This window comes from Ruegeria sp. CG11 (assembly GCF_056537245.1).
The window spans coordinates 1-17,406 of the sequence record NZ_JBQFRE010000022.1; the positions used below are offsets into that span (position 1 = coordinate 1).

Consider the following 17,406-nt stretch of genomic DNA (forward strand, 5'->3'; position numbering starts at 1 on the left):
AGGATCAACCAAAACGCTTGCCACCACAACCCTTCCGGGAAATCGGCGCAAACGCCATACTCAGATGGAAAGAATGGAAAGCAAGAGACGAGTAAGGGTTTCAATGATCCCGTCCAGCAGCAAACGCTTGCTAGCGCAACCTAGTAGAAAACCAGATTTTCCAAGTTTTTCTGGTTTTCGATAATTTTCGGCACCGGTGTTATCGTTGCAGCTGCCGACCAAAACGATCTTAACCGATGGTTGCCCGAAAATCATCCTGAGGCACACGCGCAGGCCGCTGAATAAACTCCGGCCAACCACTAAAATGCCCGCCGCCCCATTCGGGCGGCGTTTTTCGATTTAGAAACCAAGCCGACATAAATGCAAAATCAGCGTTTCTTTGTCGTTTGCGGGCCAACACTGTCGCGAACCGGCACGCCCAAGTAGAGCGATCGCTCTACCCATGTTTTTATGAATGACACTCAGACCCAAATCGAAGAACGCCCCAACCGTCAGTTTTCTGAAAAGGGCTTTTCCACCCAATGCGTTGACGCGGCAGGGGTTGAAGCAAAGACTTCGCCGAGAAGGCTAACCAAGTACTTCCACAACCGCGAAACGGTGGTGATTGCGTCCCTGGAGTCTTGCGTTGCAGCACATTCGGGCTGGGTGAACCAGAACGATTCAGAAGACGCTGATCACATGCCACAGGTTTTGTTCGATTGTCGGTTTGGCTGCGTACTTGCGATGCGCCCGGGCACTGCTGGCAGTGACAAATACTCGCTGAAGCAGGAGCAACTGGCGATCCGGCAAGAGATAAAGAACGTGAAGATCAAGAAAATCCACATGCTTGCACATAACCTGATCGGCAATAAACCGGGCGTCACAGCCGCTGATCTGCTGGAGCAGGCAATCGCAACTTAGGAGAACTAGGAAATGTTTGAAGGCCAATGCGCGTTGGTAACTGGCGCAGCCGGAGGCATCGGGCGGGTTATCGCAGACAAGCTGAAGGCGAGTGGTGCAAAAGTTGCCGTCGCCGATCGCACGACGGACGGCATCGAGGCCGATGCGCATCTGCCCGGCGATCTGCTTGACCCGACCTACAGCGACCACCTGGCTGCGGCGGCACAAAAGGCCCTGGGCGGCTTGGATATTGTCATCAACAATGCCGGTGTCATCACCCGTGGTCCGGTCACGGAAACCAGCGACGCCGATTGGGCCTTGTCCATGGGCGTAAATGTCGAGGCTCCCTTTCGAATCTGCCGCGCTGCCATCCCTCTGATGGCCGAAACCGGCGGTGGAGCTATCGTCAACACATCGTCCTGCTGGGGCGGAAAGGCCCCCGGCCCGAACCATGCCCTGTACTGCATGACCAAGGCTGCGATTGCGTCGCTGACCGAATGTATGGGCATGGATCATGCGCATCAGGGCATCCGGATCAACGCGGTCTGCCCCAATGAAGTGAACACGCCGATGCTGCGCTCGGGCTTTGCCAAACGCGGTTTCGATCCGGACAAGGCTGTGGCCGAACTGGGCAAAACCGTCCCATTGGGACGCATCGCCGAACCCGAGGACATCGCCGATGTCGTTCTGTTCCTCGCATCGGATGCGTCGCGTTACATGTGCGGTGCGCTGGTCGAAGTAAATGGCGGGAAACCGGTCGCATGAGGCGTTTTGAGGGCAAAGTCGCGCTTGTTACCGGTGGTCGATCCGGTATCGGGCGAGCCATCGCGGCACGGTTGGCTGATGAAGGCGCGCGCGTCTTCACAGCGCAGCGTGGAGCGGAGGACAGGTTCGAAGGGATCGCGGCGGATTTCTCGGACCCTAATTCTCCGGCGCAGGTCGTGGCCGAGGTCGTGGACCGGGCGGGGCAACTGGATGTTCTGGTCAACAATGCGGGCATGATGCAAGAGGCTCGTGTCGAAGACATGACACTGGAAGATTGGCAGAAAAACCTGACCGTCAACCTGACCGCACCCTTCCTGATGATCCAAGCCGCCCTGCCCTATCTGCGCAAGACGCGTGGCAGCATCGTCAATACCGGCTCGATCGAAGGTTTGGGCAGCAATCCAGGCCACGCGGCCTATTGTGCCTCCAAGGCCGGGTTGCACGGTTTGACACGTGCCGTAGCTGTCGACCACGGGGCGGAAGGCGTTCGTTGCAATGCAATCGCCCCGGGTTGGATCGACACCGAGTTAAATCTCGACTTCATCGAGACGATGCCTGACCCCGACGCCTTTCGCCGGGACATCGGAAAGATCCATCCGGTCGCGCGTACTGGCAAGCCCGAAGAAGTTGCTGCGCTGGCCGCTTTCCTTGCCGCCGAAGAAAGCGGCTTTATCACCGGTCAGGTTTACACCGTCGACGGTGGGCGCATGGCGAAACTGAGTTTGCCGTGAGAAATTCGCGGCGCATCATTGCTGCAGCGTTAAACTTGGACGTTGGCAAATCGACCTCAAGTGTTGATTTGCCAACGGTCTGTTCAAGCGAACCGAGCATCGACTAGTGAGGGTTCAATTACTCTCGCATCGCGCCACCTCGGCCTGTGCTTGGTGAGTGCGGTCCTCTCGACTTAAAGATACTTCCCACTTTGCGGGCAAAAAAAAGCCCGCCCATTTTCAGGGCGGGCAAGTCGGGGAGTATTATATCTTAGTAAGTCTGGTTCAGCTCATCGGCAGCAGGGATTTCCCGCTCGCGCCGTGCAATGTAGTCCAGAAGCTCTTCGTTCTTGGCTTCGTCCAGCTTGGGCTCTTCATACTCGCCCAGCAGTTTCTTTGCGTGTTTCAGCGCGCGCTCGGTGATCTCGACGCTGCCTTCTGCCTGCCATTGCTCGATCGAGTTGTTGTCAAACAGTTCCGGCATGAAGAACGCAGTCTGAAAGTTCTCTTGCGTGTGCGGGTGGCCCAGATAGTGGCCGCCTGGGCCCACGTCCGGAACCGCCGAAATCGCCTGATCGAAGTCGTGCCATTTCGGGCCTTCCGCCATGCGATAGGCCATTGCACATTGTTCCGCGTCGACGATGAACTTGGCGACCGAGCAGTGCATGCCCGCTTCGTTCCAACCCGCCGAGTGCCAGATGTAGTTCGCACCTGCATGGACAACCGCGCTGAGCGTGGTCGCGGATTCATAACCCGCCTGCGCGTCAAAGGTCTTGGCCCCGCCCAGCGTGTTCGACGTACGCCACGGTACATCGTAAAACCGCGCCATCTGGCCGATCATGAAGTTCATCAGACTGATCTCGGGCGTGCCCGCCATCGGTGCACCCGATTTCATCGACACGGTCGACAGGTAGTGGCCCCAGATCGCAGGTGCGCCTTTGCGGATCACCTGCGTATAGGCCAGCGCCGACAATGCCTCGGCGGTCAGCTGTGCAACAGTTGCCGGAACGGATGCGGGCGTGTTCGCGCCACCCAAAACAAAGGGCGAGCACAGCACGGGCTGATTGCGGCGGCAGAAGGCGCGCATTGCGCCCAGCATGGTCTCATCCCAGACCAGCGGGCTGTTACCGTTACAGTTGCCGGTGGTGACGGGATGGCTGTCGATGAATTCGTCACCAAACAGAATGGCGCACATATCCATCACGTCTTCGGCGTTCTTGGGCGACGTGGTCATTCCCATGAACATCTTGTCCGAGTACTTCATCGATGAATAAGTGATGCGCAGGTGGCGCTGGCTGATCGGGTGATCGTAAGGCTCAACGATATGGTGGGCCGAGCTGTGCAGCGCAGGCATCATGTGGCTGAGCTTGTGGAACATCGCCAGATCTTCCAGCAGCGGGTTACGGCGCACATCGTCCAGATCGCGCAGGAACGGTGCGCCGGTCATCGGCACGAAAACCGAGTGCTTGCCGCCCAGCCTGACGTTGTTGTTGGGGTTGCGCGCGTGATAGGTGAACTGCGCAGGAATGGTCGAGATCAGCTCCCGCACCATGTTGCGGTCCAGATAGACCAGCTCTCCATCCACCTTGGCGCCGGCTTTCTTCCAGTCTTCCAAGGCGATCGGATCGCGGAATTGAACGCCGACATTCTCAAGAATGTCCATGGCAGCGTTGTCGATGCGTTCAACCTGGCTGCCGTCCATAACCTCGCAATCGGGAATTGCGCGGGTCAGGCCTGGCAACATGTCAAACTTTGGAGCGGTACGGATTGCCCGGCGGGCAGAGCGCCCGCCTGAGCGGGAACGAGTGCGGGTTTCAGTGGTCATCGGGATTCTCCAGAATTTTTCTGAAAATCACATATTCCAGCTATTCCCGCGTGCCATCTTGCGAAGCAAATTTGATAGATACGACATGTATCCGATGTGTGTACCCGACCTTCTGACCCACGAAAATTGCACCATCTCAACCAGACTTGCGCACAGGTTTCAGCTGATTTTGTTGCGTTGAGCGTGAGGGGAAACACCAAAGCGTGCGCGGTAAACCTTGGAAAAATGGCCGGAACTTTCGTATCCACATGCCATTGCAATGTCCGTAATTGAATCTTCTGTTTGCAACAGAAGCGTCCGGGCCCGGTCCAATCGCATTTCGACGTAGTACTTTTTTGGGGTCGAGTTTAGGTATTTCCCAAAAAGCCGCTCAAGCTGGCGAGTCGAAATACCAAGCCTGGACGCGATCGATGATGGCGGAATAGGGTCGTCAATCTGATCCCGCATAATGCGAATTGCCGCCACTAGGTGTTTATTCCGCATCCCATTTCTGGATTGCAAAGATACACGCTGCTCTGCCGTGGCGTTTCGAACCGCGACATAGACCATTTGATCGGCAACCTCGAGCGCCAGATCCTCGCCATGGTCTGCTTCGATCAAATGCAACATAAGATCTGCGGTTGCAGTGCCCCCGGACGCTGTGATGTGCTTTTCATCCGCGACGAAAACGCTGCGTACCAGATTTATGTTTGGGAACTCTTCCATGAAGCTGTCGTGGTATTCCCAGTGAATGGCCGCTTTCATACCGTCCAGGAACCCAGCCTCAGCCAATATCCACGCGCCGGAACACAGGGCCCCGATTTCGGCTCCCTTGACCCGCTCCCGACGCAGCGCCGACAGCAAGGGGCGGGTGACATGCGCGCGCATGTTGATACCCGACAAAACCAGAAGCCTGTCGCATTTTTGAACCGAAGCGAAATTTCCGTCTACAACAGTCTTGGTTCCGTTCGAGCAAGTGGCGAATTCACCATCTTCGGAATGCAGCGACCACTCATACAAGTTTTTGCCGCTCAGCAGGTTTGCAATTCGCAGAGGTTCAATAGCGCAGGAGAATGCGAGGTGAGAAAACTCGTCCGTGAGGAAAAACACGAACTTTTGTGCCTGGGACTTTTCCGCCTCGGTCACCACCTACCCGCCTTTCAAAACTGCCTGAGAGGCAATTCGAGTATAACACGGGCTTGTGAGCGTCAAGCGGACCTGTTCCATCACGAGGGTGGAGAAGCAGTGCAAGATCGCGCAATCGAAAACTTCAGAGGACATCGATTTCGAAAACGCTTGTTACCAGTTTGGCCAATTCAATTGGGCAAGACTGTACAAGCGGTCCGGCCATTTTCATTGGTGAGCGACCGACGCTTGAGCCCAAACTTTTGCGTTTAGAAATGTTTGTACGTGGTCCGTTTTGATGGCGCAGGCTCTGATCGCTCTTATCCGGAAGGCTTTGCCATCATCGGTCCTGCAAGGCGCGAAGTCGTAGCTCCAGACATGGTGTCGACGTTCAGGCCGCAGTCTGACGCAAGATCTGTCATTCAGCCAGAGCCACCCTTTCTTTGGTTGTTTCATTTGCACTCTCAGGCCCTCACGACGCCACAGACGTTTCTCATGCTTGTCGTTGACCTGCCAGCCCGCGCCTCTCAGCAATGCCGCGATCCGCCGATAGCCATAGCGACCGCATTAACGGGCCAGCTTGATCAAATCCGCGACCAATCTGTCTTTGTTGGCTCGGCGCCTTGGCAGATTTCGTTGTGTGGATTGGTGCTGTTTCAATACACGACAGGCCCGGCGGTCCGAGATCCTGAACTGACAGCGAACCTGATTGATACAGGCACGACGACATGCGGGGCTCAGAAGGGCTTCGCGTTCAGGGCTGAAAACCACCCGCTGGATGGTTTCCCCGACGCCCTTCATCCTTTGTGGCTTCCGCCAGGATCAGCTTGTCCTACGTCGGGTCAGACGCGGCCTTTCCAAGCCGCTCATTCTTTTTCTGAAGGTGTTTGAGTTCTCTGAATTGGTCGATTCCCGTGCCGCCATATTGCTTGCGCCAACGGTGATAGGTCTGCTCGGTTATGCGAACCTCGCGGATCGCATCGACCCGCGCCATACCTTGCCCGACAAGCACTTCAACCTGCCGTAACTTCGTAACAATTTCCTCGGGCTCGTGTCACTCGGTTCCTATCGTAAATCCTCCACCCCCTGTGTCCCGAAAATCAGTGCAGCTAGCTTAGTTATTGATTTTTCAGTCAAAGGAACGCTGTTCCTTGGCGTGTTTTGCCAACCGATCCAACCTAGCTCAGGTCCGTCAGATAAATGGAGCCAAAGAGTACTGTATGCATAACCCGGCAGCTATCTTGGTCTAAGCTAGGGCTAGTTTGTTCTCTACATTTTTTCCAAGTCCGACCCATCTATGCTCGGTGAAGAACCTTGCCATGAGTCAAGCCATTCACTTTCTCCAGGATAGCATCTGCATCAATGCAGTGGTGGCGATAAAGATCGCCGATCGTTCCGGTCTGACCAAAATGCTCGACGCCCATGGGGATGGTCTGATGTCCAAGCACCGCGCCGAGCCAGGAAAGAGTCGCAGGATGACCATCGATAACGGTGACAAGCTTGCAGTGGGGCGGCAGGTCGGACATCAGGGTTTCGATGTGAGAGCGTGCCGCTCGATTACCGCGAGAACGCGCTCTTTGAGCGGCAGTCCATCCGGCATTCAGGCGATCTGCCGATGTCACGGCCAAAACGCCTATATCGCGACGCCCCTCGCCGATCATGCCGGCGGCCTTGATTGCCTCGGGCGCGACGGCGCCTTGATAGGCAATTACAACTTCGCAATTGGGTCCCGGTTTACGTAACCAATAGGCCCCATCGATGGCACCTTGGCGGAACTCGTCGTCTACGCGCTTGCCGGGTTGTTCAATTGGATTGGTCGTCAGGCGCAGATAGACAGAGCCTCCGGTTTCATCGCGCAGCCAGGTGCGCTCATCCGGTTGCCCTTCGCCGTCGCGCTGCATGTAATCAAAGGCCCACTCCATAATCACCGCCAGCTCGTCGGCAAAGGCGGGTTCAAAAGCGGCCAGCCCGTCTTGGCTCATCCCGATGAGTGGTGTTCCGACGGATTGGTGTGCTCCACCTTCGGGTGCGAGCGTGACGCCTGATGGTGTGCCAACCAGCATGAAGCGCGCGTCCTGATAACAGGCGTAATTCAGCGCATCGAGGCCGCGGCTGACAAAAGGGTCATAGACGGTGCCAATCGGTATCAACCGCTTGCCGAACAGGGAATGGGACAGCCCTGCAGCACCCAGAAGCAACATCAGATTCATTTCGGCGATACCAAGCTCGATATGCTGCCCTTCCGGCGTGAATTCCCATTTCGCCGTCGAAGGAATCCGGTGTTCTATGAAGGCGTCGGATTGTTCGGATCGGGCAAACAATTTGCGCCGGTTCACCCAAGGACCGAGGCTTGTCGTGCCTGTCACATCTGGGGAGGTCGTCACTATGCGTTCGGCCAATGGGCTGTCGCCTTTTGACAGATCATCAAGGATCTTGCCAAACGTCATCTGGGTCGAGGTCTCGCGACTGGTGTCAATCTCGATTGTCGGCACATCCAGCTTGTCATCAAGATAGCGGCGCGGACCTTTGGCAAAGAACGGGGTGCTGGCCAGAAAACCCTTGAGCGCCTCTGGGTCTTGCACCGTCGCAAGCGGCTCCCATTCTTCGCCTTCTGGCACACCCATATGCGACTGCCACGCAGCAAACTGGCTGTTGTTCATCAGCCCGCCATGATTATCCTTGTGGCCAGCAATGGGGGTGCCCCATCCTTTGACGGTGTAGGCCAGGAAACATGTTGGGCGATCATGATCTATGGCGGCAAATGTCTGAGCCATGGTCTCGGCGCAGTTGCCGCCAAGGTTTTCCATCAGTGCTGCGAGCTCTGCATCCGTGCGCCGTTCGATCAGAGCGGTTACATCCCCCTGATCCCCCAGATCGTCCATGAGACGCTGTCGCCAATTCGCACCACCCATGAAAGTCAAAGCGGAGTAATCCTGGTTGGGGCAAGCGTCGATCCAATCACGCAGGCGGTCTCCGCCGGGCTCGTCGAAGGCAGCGCGTTGCAAGACGCCATATTTCACACGAACGACATCCCAGCTGAAAGCATCGAAGATTTTCTCGATCCGTTCAAACAGTCCTTCCCGGACGATACCGTCCAGCGACTGTCGGTTGTAATCGATGATCCACCATGTGTTTCGTAGGTCGTTTTTCCAGCCTTCTTGTAATGCCTCATAGACGTTGCCTTCATCCAGTTCGGCATCGCCTACCAGGGCTACCATGCGCCCCATTGGGGCGTCGGAGCCCCAGCTTTTGGCCTTGATGTAATCCTGAATGATCGAGGCAAACGAGGTGATCGCGACACCTAAACCCACGGACCCGGTCGAGAAATCAACATCGTCGATATCCTTGGTCCGGCTCGGATAGCTTTGCACGCCGCCAAATCCGCGAAAATTCTCCATCTTCTCGCGCGTTTGATTGCCCATCAGATACTGCATCGCGTGAAAAATCGGCGAAGCATGGGGTTTGACTGCAACCCGGTCCTCGGGGCGCAAGGCTGAGAAGTAGAGCGCAGTCATGATCGATACCATCGAGGCAGAAGAAGCCTGGTGACCACCGATCTTGATCCCATCCACCTTTGGCCGAACATGGTTGGCATGGTGGATCATCCAATGCGACAACCACAGCAAACGTTGTTCAACGATCTTCAGTTGGGTGGGATCAATGTGCATGACTGTCTCCGGGTTCAGGCGGCGCTGCGGGCAGGGTAGGGCAAGGCTTGCTCCAGGTCTGCAAGGATATCTTCGACATCCTCCAGCCCGACGGACAGACGGATCAGGCCATCGCTGATCCCATGCTCGGCCCGCTCTTCCGGGGTATACGTCGAATGGGTCATGGATGCGGGGTGCTGGATCAGGGTTTCCGCGTCGCCCAAGGACACCGCACGCTGGATCATGTTCAGGCGGTTCATGAACTCAATCCCGCCTGACAGGCCGGACTTGATTTCAAACGCTATCATGGCACCGGGTTGGGACATCTGACGCTGCGCAACATCATGCTGGGCGAAACTCTCAAGCCCGGGGAAATAAACCTCGCCGACGGCGGGATGTGCTTCGAGGAAATCTGCAACGACCTTGGCGGACGCACAGTGGCGATCCAAACGCAGGTTCAGTGTCTTCAGACCACGCAGGATCAGCATTGCGTTAAAAGGGGCCATCACCGCGCCGGTCATGTCCTTCATCCCAACAAGGCGAATCTCAGCAATCTGTTCTGCGGACCCGACAACCAGACCGGCAACCACATCGCCATGCCCACCGAGGTATTTGGTGGCCGAGTGCAGAACGATATCTGCCCCGTGCTCGATCGGCCGGGTCAGATATGGGCTGGCATAGGTGTTGTCGACGACGACCGTTGCACCGACCGAGTGCGCAATTTCGGCGCTCGCGGCGATGTCCACCAAGCGCATGTTCGGATTGGCCGGAGTTTCGAAATAGACAACGCGGGTTTTGTCAGAAACGGCCGCTTTCAGGTTCTCAGGGTCTGTCATGTCGACGTGCGTGATCGTGACTCCCCATTTTGCCAAACCGTGACGCATGAAGGCGAAGGTGCAGCCATAGAGCGTTTTGTCCACGATGACTTCGTCACCTGGCGACAGCAGGGTCCAAAGCACTGCCGTAATTGCCCCCATGCCGCTTGAGAGAGCTAGCCCGGCCTCAGCCCCTTCAAGCACGGCAATGCGTTGTTCAAGAAGGTCGCAAGTGGGGTTTGAAATACGACTATAGATATGACCTTCACGCTCACCGGCGAACATCTCTCCGCCAGCTTCTGCGGTTTCAAAGGTAAACGTGGACGTCAAATGTAGCGGTGGTGTCAGAGCGCCGTCATTTTCCAGAGGGTTATATGCGTGGTGAATGGCGCGCGTGGCAAATCCGGTTGAACGAGTCATTGCAAGCTCCTGATTCATGTTGAAGCCAGTTTGCGCCTTTACTTTGGGCCAATGGTTGCGAATTATACCAACTCGAGCACTGAAATTGGCAGATTCTGCTAAGAATGAGGATGAAATGGACGCTAAGGACAGGCAGATCATCCGAGCGCTGCAGCGGGACGGGCGCATGACGAACCAGGATCTTGCCGACGAGGTGAACCTGTCCCCGTCACCGTGTTTGCGCCGGGTCAAAAACCTTGAAGCCAACGGAGTGATAAAGGGATACAGCGCCGACGTTGACGCTGCCGCGTATGGAATGGCCATTACCGTCTTCGTACGTATCCGGTTAGAGCGGCACAATGAAACGGACGTTCAGAACTTCGAAAAGCGCGTTCGGATGATCGATGAAGTTCTTGAATGCCACGTGCTGACCGGAGCAATGGACTACCAGTTGCGGGTTTTGGTATCGGATCTCGAGGCCTACGAGGAGTTTATTCGTCACCGAATTCATCCGATCGGCGGGATAGCCTCGATCGATACCAGCTTTGTCTATGGAACAGTAAAAAAGACCGCTGTTTTTCCGTCCGGATAGATAGATCGAACTAGAAAAGGTTGGCAAAATACGTTGGGCGCTGAGTGCTTGAGCGGAAACCTACCAAGAGTTGGGCGGAGATCGCCTCGCATGCTGGATACGTGAACCAGAATATGATCACCGTGATCAAGCAGGAGGGCTGCAAGGTGCCCCTGGATCGCCTCCCGGCTCTCGCGCACGCAATGGAAACGGATCCTGTCATTGTGACGTGGCTCGCCTTGGAACAGGCGATCAGCTAGACAGCGGCCGAGGCCGTGGTCGAAGTGTTTGGCGAGCCTGCTCCAGCAAATGACGTCGGTTGGCTGCAGGCTAACCGTACGCCTTGAACAACACCGACCCCCGACTGATCAGCAAGCCACAGGCGGCGAACAGTAACTTCGAGCCGATGCGCACTTGGGGAGCGGAGCAGTACTTGTCAATATGGGCGGGAAGCCGTCGTTCGCTGCAACCGTGATATTAACAGCACGAATTGAAAGAGCGGACGTTCAATCAACTGGATTGTAATCAGTAGGTCTGCGGTTGGTTTTCCTGCCATTGAAGACACGTCAGCTTATTAAACTCGTAGTGAATAGTATTTGCCTTTTCCAAGCCGCTTGCCGTCATGCATTACACGCAGCGGTGATGATGATCTCGACTTTCAGATCCGACCGAGCGAGCTTTGCCTCACCGCAAGCGCGAGCCGGAGCGTACCCGGTCGGAACCCAGCTATCCCAAACGTCGTTCATCTCACCAAAATCGGCCATGTCGGACAGCCAGATGATCGCTTGCAACATCTGTTCTCGCGACGAACCCGCTTTGTCCAGAAGCGCATCGACGCGAGACAGGCACTCGCGGGTCTGCTCGGCCACTGTGGCACCTTCACCAACCTGCCCGCAAAGAAATGCGACGCCGTTGTGTTTGACTATCTTGCTCATGCGTCGGCTGGTGTTGATACGTTCGATCACCGGGCTTCCTTCTTAGTTTGTTGCGCTGTTCACCGAACCGCCCATCGCTGCCAGTTCGCCAAGAGTCACGGGTTTCAACGGTGGCCTGATCCGATAGTATCCGGTTTCATCCATCGTAGCGCTGTTCGCTTCGGCCAGCAGGCTGCTTACGGTCAGTCCGCAATATCGGCCTTGGCATGATCCCATTCCGGCACGACTGAAGGCCTTGGCCTGGTTCGGACCCGAGCAGCCGATACCGGCATGGCGACGAATGTCCCCTGCAGTGATTTCTTCGCAGCGGCAGATGATAGTCGTATCGACGGGCTTTGTGGCTTCCATTGCGGGGGGAAATGCCGCGTCAAGGAAAGGGCGCACCGCAAGTTCTTGCGAAATGCGACGTCGGATTGGTTTGGCTGCGCTGTCCCTCTCGGCCGTCGAAATCGCACCCAGATCGGAGGCAATTTTCAATGCTGAAAGGCGGCCTGCCAAAGCAGCTACCTTCGCGCCACCAATGCCAGCGCCATCGCCAGCGATATGGATCGTTTCGACATTTGTCCCGCCCCAGTCATCGAGGTTAGGCGCGAAGCAGTGCTGCCGTGCGTCCCAGTGATGCGCCACGTCAATGGAGCGGGCCGCCTGTGTGTTAGGCACGACACCGTGATGCAGGAGCACTGTGTCGCAGGGAATATGTCGGGCCTTTCCGTCCGCAGTAAAGCGGATGCCGTCGGCGGCAGTTTCTCCTTCAATCAAAATATTCGTCGCGGAAGTGTAGCGGCGTACCCCGGCGCGACGGATTTCCGATAGCATCGTCAACCCCTTGAGCAGATATCGCCAGCCGCGAAGGGCTCCACCCAGATGCGGAAGAGCCTGCAGAAAATCTGCCCTTGTCTGCGTTTCGACCAGTGCCAGCGGCGGTGTGCCCGCTCGTATCATCTGCGCGGCGATCAGGTAAAGCAGCGGTCCCGATCCGACCAGAACCGCGTTTTTTGACAGGACGCCGGATTGCTTCAACAGAATCTGTGCCGCCCCCGCCGTCATCACGCCAGGCAAGGTCCAGCCCGGTAGCGGCATCGGGCGTTCCAGGGCTCCAGTGGCGATGAGGATGCGTTTCGCTTCGATTGCGCCCCCTCTTCCGTCAGCGGTGTAGAGAACCCGAGTTCCTTCTTCAATTGCCCAAACCACCGCTCCGCCGATATGGGTAATGTTGCCGTGATCCAGCCCTGCTGTGAAGGACAATCCGTCTGTATAGTCATTACCAAGCATTTTGCCCCTGACCCGTGCGACCCGATCCACATCGCGGTAGATCTGTCCGCCGGGACGGGGCTGTTCGTCCAGCAGGATAACATGTAGGCCAGCCTTTGCAGCGGTGGCAGCAGCGGCCATCCCGGCGGGGCCGGCCCCGATGATGACAAGATCAGTTTTCTGCATCGGTCACGTCCCTTCTTTTGCGCGGCATCGACAAGCGCAGCCCGCCAGTGACTTCGAGCATGCAGGCTTGACGGGTCACACCGTCAACCTCAATGAGGCAGTCGAAACAGGCGCCCATCATGCAGAACGGAGCGCGTGGAGCGCCCGAGGCCGGCGTGTTCCTGAACCTCCGCACCCCGGCGACCAGCATCGCGGCCGCGAGATTTGCACCTTCGGGCAAATGCAGCTCCTGGCCCTCGAACCATACTGGAACCAGGCGGCGACCTTCCTCCAACTCAAGAAATGACGAAGCGGTCTTCACTGAACACCTCCAGATTCGGTGCGGCGTCATTGCCTTCCAGCCAGTCAGGCAGGAAACGAGCGTGGGCCGCCGCAAGGGTGATGCCGCTGTGGCAAGTGACTAGGAAGGCGTCGGCCATCTCGGGACTTTCCTGGTAGATTGGCAAGCCATCGGGCGACAGAATTCGCAAAGCTCCCCAACTGCGCACGAGTTGCGCCTTGGCAAGCACCGGGTAGGCCGCGATGGCTTCGGAAGCGAGGCCGGAGAGGCCAGGCTGGGTGACGCCATCATTCAGACCCACCTCTTCGTTGGTGGCACCTATCTGGACGCCACCTTCATCTACCTGCCGTGCGATCAGCGAGGGGCGGTTGATTATTTTTGGCAGCTTCTCGGTGATCATCACTTGACCGCGCTGTGGCCGGATTGGGGCTTTGAAGCCCAGTTTGGGCCCAAGTTCCATTGCGCCCAAACCAGCGGAAAGGATCACCTTGTCGGCCTGCACGTGGCTTCCGTCCGCGCAGGTAATAGTGAAAACATCCGATTTCCTGACGTCTGTGACAGTTTTTTCGTTCAGCACCCGCCCACCAAGTCGCCGGACGTCGTCGGCGAGAGACCGAAGCAACTTCAATGGATTCACATGGCCGTCTTGATGGTGAAGGATCGCACCAACGACTTTGGGACCGATCTCCGGTTCCTCTGTGAGGAGCGCCTTCCGATCCAGAACTTCATATGGGTAGTTGCCGTCCAGCTTCGCTTTCAGCTCCTCGTATTGCGTGACTATTTTCGTTAGGGTTTCTTCCGAGAAATGCAGGTCGTAGCCACCCGTCTGCTCAAGCGACATGTCATGTCCGGTCGCGTCAGCAAGCTCATCGGCAAACCCGGCCCATGCGGCGGCGGATTGCTGGCTCCAAGCGGCATAACGTGGTTGTTTGATCCCCTTGGACTGCACCCAGACAAGTCCAAAATTTCCCCGACTGGCGCGAAAGCTGCTGTCACCTCCATCGAGGACCAGAACGCGCTTGCCGCGTTTCAATAGCCCCCATGCAACAGACAGGCCGACAACACCACCGCCTATGATTGCAAAGTCGGATTCCATGATCTCAGTTTCTGATTTTAAGTTTGAGTAAAGCCGGGGCGAAAAAAGGTGTCGCCCCGGATTGTATCAGACGAGAGGCTGCTTATTCGGAAACCTTGTCCAGGATCGCCTGGCCCCATTCCACACCCACGTCTTCGAGCACGACCGGCCAGACTTCCGCCTGAACCTTGGCCGACATTGCGGCCAGTTCCGCATCACTTAGCGAGACGATGGTAGCTCCCAGATCGGCCAGTTTCTGTTCGTTGGCCTTCTGGTCGGCTTCCGCCACGGTCCAACGGGTCGCTTCAAATTCTGCTGCGGCCGCTTTCAGCGCGTCCTGATCCTCGGCGTCCAGGCCGGCAAGGGATTCATTCGAGATGATCATGTACCAGACTTCGAAATGGGTATTGGCCGGGATGTAGGTTTTGGTCACGTCGCGGAACGAGGCATAGTAGCCTTCGGCACCCGAGCCGATCACACCGTCAACAACGCCAGTCTGTACCGCCGTGAAGGCTTCGGAAAACGGGATAGGTGCGGGGATGTAGCCCAACGCATCGCCGGTTAACTGGAAGCTCTTGATGCCGGGCACCCGCACCTTGATGCCGTTATCGACCGACGGATCGCCCGGCGACACTGCGTCGGTATTGAGCGCGATGCCACCAAAGTAAACCGGATAGGCGGCCAGCATGGTGATGTCCTGCTTGGCGTAAAGCCCATCCATGGTTTCACGCACCACGCCACCGGGGCCATAGATCGCACGGGCCTGTTCCCAGTTACCGGCGAGATAGGGGAACGAGCTGATCTGCATCTTGCGGTCTGCGGCGGCGGCGGCCGGCTGGGTCGCCATGTCGACCGCGCCGACCGAGATACGTTCCTGCACTGTTGTATAGTCGCCCAACGCCGAGGCGGCATAAATTTTGATGTTGACGTCACCGCCGGTTGCTTCGTCCACGGCGGTGGCAAAGGCGTTCAACTCGACGTCGATCGTGGTACCTTGCGGGCGCACATGGCTCATCTTCAGGTCAGCTGCCATCGCGGTGGTCGACAGCGCCATCAGCGCGCCGGTTGCGGCAGTTATCATCATGCGTTTCATTGGGTTTCCTCCGTTTGGGTTTAGTTGGTTCAGGATCAGTAGCCAAAGAGTCTGGGCAGGAAGAGCGATAGGTCCGGCCAGAGCGATGTCAGGAACACCACGGGCACATAACCAGTCACGATCAGGATCATCGCGGGCGGGATCACCTTGGTGACCTTCACGTTGCCAATCCGCGCCCCGAGATAGAGGATCGAAGCATAGGGTGGCGTCACGCCCCCCATCGCGGTGTTGACCCCCATGATCGCGGCGAACTGCACCGGGCTTACACCAATGGCATTCATCAGAGGCAAGAGCAGCGGTGCTATCAGGATGATTGCGGTGACGTCATTCACGACCATGCCGACCAGGAACAGCATAATGTTGATCAGGATAAGCAGCAGGACCTTATTGTCGGTGATCTCGAAAATCGAGGCGACCAGTGCCTGCGGAATACCTTCCATCACATACATCTGGCTCAGGATCATCGAAAACAGGATCATCAGCAGGATCGCACCGACGGCGGTTGCGGATTCCTTCCCGGCCATCAGGAAGTTTTCCCACCTGAGCCCCTTGTAGATCAGAAAGCCGACGGGCAGTGCATAGATCACCGCTACTGCGGCAGCTTCAGTCGGGGTCATGATGCCGCCATAGATGCCGCCCAAGATTATTACCGGCATCAACAGTGCGGGGAAGGCGTGAACGCCGCGTTTAGCAACTTCGCTGCTGAGTTCACTGAACGTGGGCTTTTCATCCAGTATCAGGTTGAACTTGCGCGACATCCATAGGTTCACCATTGAAAAGTTGAACATGATGAACAGACCCGGCCCAAGCGTCGCGAGGAAACAGGCGAGGATTGAGGTGTCGGTGACCCAGCCGTAGATGATCATGGTGACCGAGGGTGGGATCAGCAAACCAAGGATCGAGGAATTGGCAATCAGAGCGGTCGCGTATTCGCGGGGATAGCCGCGCTTTTCCATTTCCGGGATCAACAGCGGTCCGATCGCCGCGATGCCGGTCAGGCCGGACCCCGAGATCGCCCCAATCACCGCACAGCTGACCGCTGCCACGACACCCAGACCGCCACGCACGTGGCCGATAAAGGCACTGACGAAGCGTAGCAGAGAGGCGGCAATACCGCTTTCGCTCATGATGGATCCGGCCAGAACAAATAGCGGAATGGCCAGCAAAATCGGGTTTCCAAGTTGCTGGAATCCCCAGAGCATGTTGCCCTTCATAGTGGCACCGCCGATGAAATACATCACCATCAGCGCACCGCCGAAGCAATAGGGCAACGGCACCCCGAGGGTCAGCAGGATCACCAGGACAGCGACGGCAAGCAGGGCGACTTCAACCAAGGTGAATCTCCTCGTCAGTATCATATCCAAGAATGTGGCGGACCAGATGGATCGTCGTGTAGACCATCATCAGCGCCAGACCGATTGTCAGAGCGACTTCGGCATAGAATGTGGGAATGTAGAGCGTCGGGCTCTCTTTCCAGACGCGCCATGAATAGCGGGTGAATTCCCAGGACCAACTCAGCAGCCAGAGCCCGACAATCAGGCTGATCACTTCGCCGATAATCGCCAGAATGACGTGCTGGCGCGGCGTCTTCAGGAAGATTTCAAGCACATTTGCGCGGATATGAGTGTTTTCCCGCGAGGCATTTACCGCCCCAAGGACGTAAAGCCACAGCGCCGGGTAGGCCATGGTTTCCTCAAGCCCCATCACCGGTATTTGCAGAACATAGCGGGTAATGACCTGAACAAACTGGCCCAAGGCTACAATGCAAATGATGCTGGTCAGCAGGTATTTTACGAAACGCTCCATTTCCCCCCTCACGACGTTATTGTCCGTCGTCGCAGTACCTACTATCTCCTCTTCCATAGGGGCAA

The 17,406-nt window shown here is 56.9% G+C and carries 15 protein-coding genes and 1 pseudogene; 4 read left to right on the forward strand and 12 right to left on the reverse strand.

Annotation, left to right across the window (positions count from 1 at the left end; all coding sequences use genetic code 11):
* The first annotated feature begins 678 nt into the window (after positions 1-678).
* From ACR0KW_RS21700 to ACR0KW_RS21710, 3 genes are read left to right on the forward strand one after another with little or no spacing between them, the layout of a single operon-like run.
* Complete coding sequence (locus tag ACR0KW_RS21700) at positions 679-900, forward strand: hypothetical protein (RefSeq protein ID WP_480806871.1); 222 nt, start codon at positions 679-681, stop codon at positions 898-900.
* A gap of 12 nt (positions 901-912) precedes the next feature.
* The gene (locus tag ACR0KW_RS21705; RefSeq protein ID WP_480806872.1) at positions 913-1,644 is read left to right on the forward strand and encodes an SDR family NAD(P)-dependent oxidoreductase; all 732 of its coding nucleotides are present in this window, start codon (positions 913-915) and stop codon (positions 1,642-1,644) included.
* Positions 1,641-2,375 (forward strand): SDR family NAD(P)-dependent oxidoreductase, encoded by a 735-nt coding sequence (locus ACR0KW_RS21710; RefSeq protein WP_480806873.1) that lies wholly within the window; start codon positions 1,641-1,643, stop codon positions 2,373-2,375. Before ACR0KW_RS21705 ends, ACR0KW_RS21710 begins: the two co-directional genes overlap by 4 nt.
* A gap of 250 nt (positions 2,376-2,625) precedes the next feature.
* Here the strand turns inward: ACR0KW_RS21710 and ACR0KW_RS21715 are convergent, their stop codons facing one another.
* From ACR0KW_RS21715 to ACR0KW_RS21735, 5 genes and pseudogenes are all read right to left on the reverse strand, one after another.
* Positions 2,626-4,179 (reverse strand): trimethylamine methyltransferase family protein, encoded by a 1,554-nt coding sequence (locus ACR0KW_RS21715; RefSeq protein WP_480806874.1) that lies wholly within the window; start codon positions 4,177-4,179, stop codon positions 2,626-2,628.
* 159 nt (positions 4,180-4,338) lie between these two features.
* Positions 4,339-5,304, reverse strand: a complete 966-nt coding sequence (locus ACR0KW_RS21720; RefSeq protein WP_480806875.1) for a GlxA family transcriptional regulator — start codon at positions 5,302-5,304, stop codon at positions 4,339-4,341.
* A gap of 303 nt (positions 5,305-5,607) precedes the next feature.
* A pseudogene (locus ACR0KW_RS21725) lies at positions 5,608-6,322 on the reverse strand (IS3 family transposase); the annotation flags it as partial.
* A 256-nt stretch (positions 6,323-6,578) separates the two neighbouring features.
* Positions 6,579-8,951, reverse strand: coding sequence for a 1-deoxy-D-xylulose-5-phosphate synthase N-terminal domain-containing protein (locus ACR0KW_RS21730; RefSeq protein ID WP_480806876.1), 2,373 nt, complete (start codon positions 8,949-8,951; stop codon positions 6,579-6,581).
* Positions 8,952-8,965: 14 nt separating this feature from the next.
* Positions 8,966-10,165 (reverse strand): methionine gamma-lyase, encoded by a 1,200-nt coding sequence (locus ACR0KW_RS21735; RefSeq protein WP_170446561.1) that lies wholly within the window; start codon positions 10,163-10,165, stop codon positions 8,966-8,968.
* Between the two features lie 115 nt (positions 10,166-10,280).
* On the opposite strand from ACR0KW_RS21735, the gene ACR0KW_RS21740 reads away from it, so the two are divergent.
* Positions 10,281-10,736: an Lrp/AsnC family transcriptional regulator gene (locus ACR0KW_RS21740; protein WP_480806877.1), complete on the forward strand. Its 456-nt coding sequence runs from the start codon at positions 10,281-10,283 to the stop codon at positions 10,734-10,736.
* Between the two features lie 599 nt (positions 10,737-11,335).
* Here ACR0KW_RS21740 and ACR0KW_RS21745 read toward each other — a convergent pair.
* From ACR0KW_RS21745 to ACR0KW_RS21775, 7 genes are all read right to left on the reverse strand, one after another.
* A complete protein-coding gene (locus tag ACR0KW_RS21745; RefSeq protein ID WP_480806878.1) occupies positions 11,336-11,680 on the reverse strand; it encodes a RidA family protein in 345 nt (114 codons plus the stop codon).
* 12 nt (positions 11,681-11,692) lie between these two features.
* A complete protein-coding gene (locus tag ACR0KW_RS21750; protein ID WP_480806879.1) occupies positions 11,693-13,087 on the reverse strand; it encodes an FAD/NAD(P)-dependent oxidoreductase in 1,395 nt (464 codons plus the stop codon).
* Positions 13,074-13,388 (reverse strand): (2Fe-2S)-binding protein, encoded by a 315-nt coding sequence (locus ACR0KW_RS21755; RefSeq protein ID WP_480806880.1) that lies wholly within the window; start codon positions 13,386-13,388, stop codon positions 13,074-13,076. Before ACR0KW_RS21755 ends, ACR0KW_RS21750 begins: the two co-directional genes overlap by 14 nt.
* Entirely contained in the window at positions 13,363-14,463 is a 1,101-nt protein-coding gene (locus ACR0KW_RS21760) for an NAD(P)/FAD-dependent oxidoreductase (protein WP_480806881.1), read from the reverse strand. Before ACR0KW_RS21760 ends, ACR0KW_RS21755 begins: the two co-directional genes overlap by 26 nt.
* An 82-nt stretch (positions 14,464-14,545) precedes the next feature.
* Positions 14,546-15,535, reverse strand: coding sequence for a TRAP transporter substrate-binding protein DctP (gene dctP, locus ACR0KW_RS21765; RefSeq protein WP_480806882.1), 990 nt, complete (start codon positions 15,533-15,535; stop codon positions 14,546-14,548).
* 35 nt (positions 15,536-15,570) lie between these two features.
* Positions 15,571-16,869: a TRAP transporter large permease gene (locus ACR0KW_RS21770; RefSeq protein WP_480534002.1), complete on the reverse strand. Its 1,299-nt coding sequence runs from the start codon at positions 16,867-16,869 to the stop codon at positions 15,571-15,573.
* The gene (locus ACR0KW_RS21775) at positions 16,862-17,341 is read right to left on the reverse strand and encodes a TRAP transporter small permease (protein WP_480806883.1); all 480 of its coding nucleotides are present in this window, start codon (positions 17,339-17,341) and stop codon (positions 16,862-16,864) included. The genes ACR0KW_RS21770 and ACR0KW_RS21775 overlap by 8 nt, the downstream gene beginning before the upstream one ends.
* Positions 17,342-17,406 lie beyond the last annotated feature (65 nt).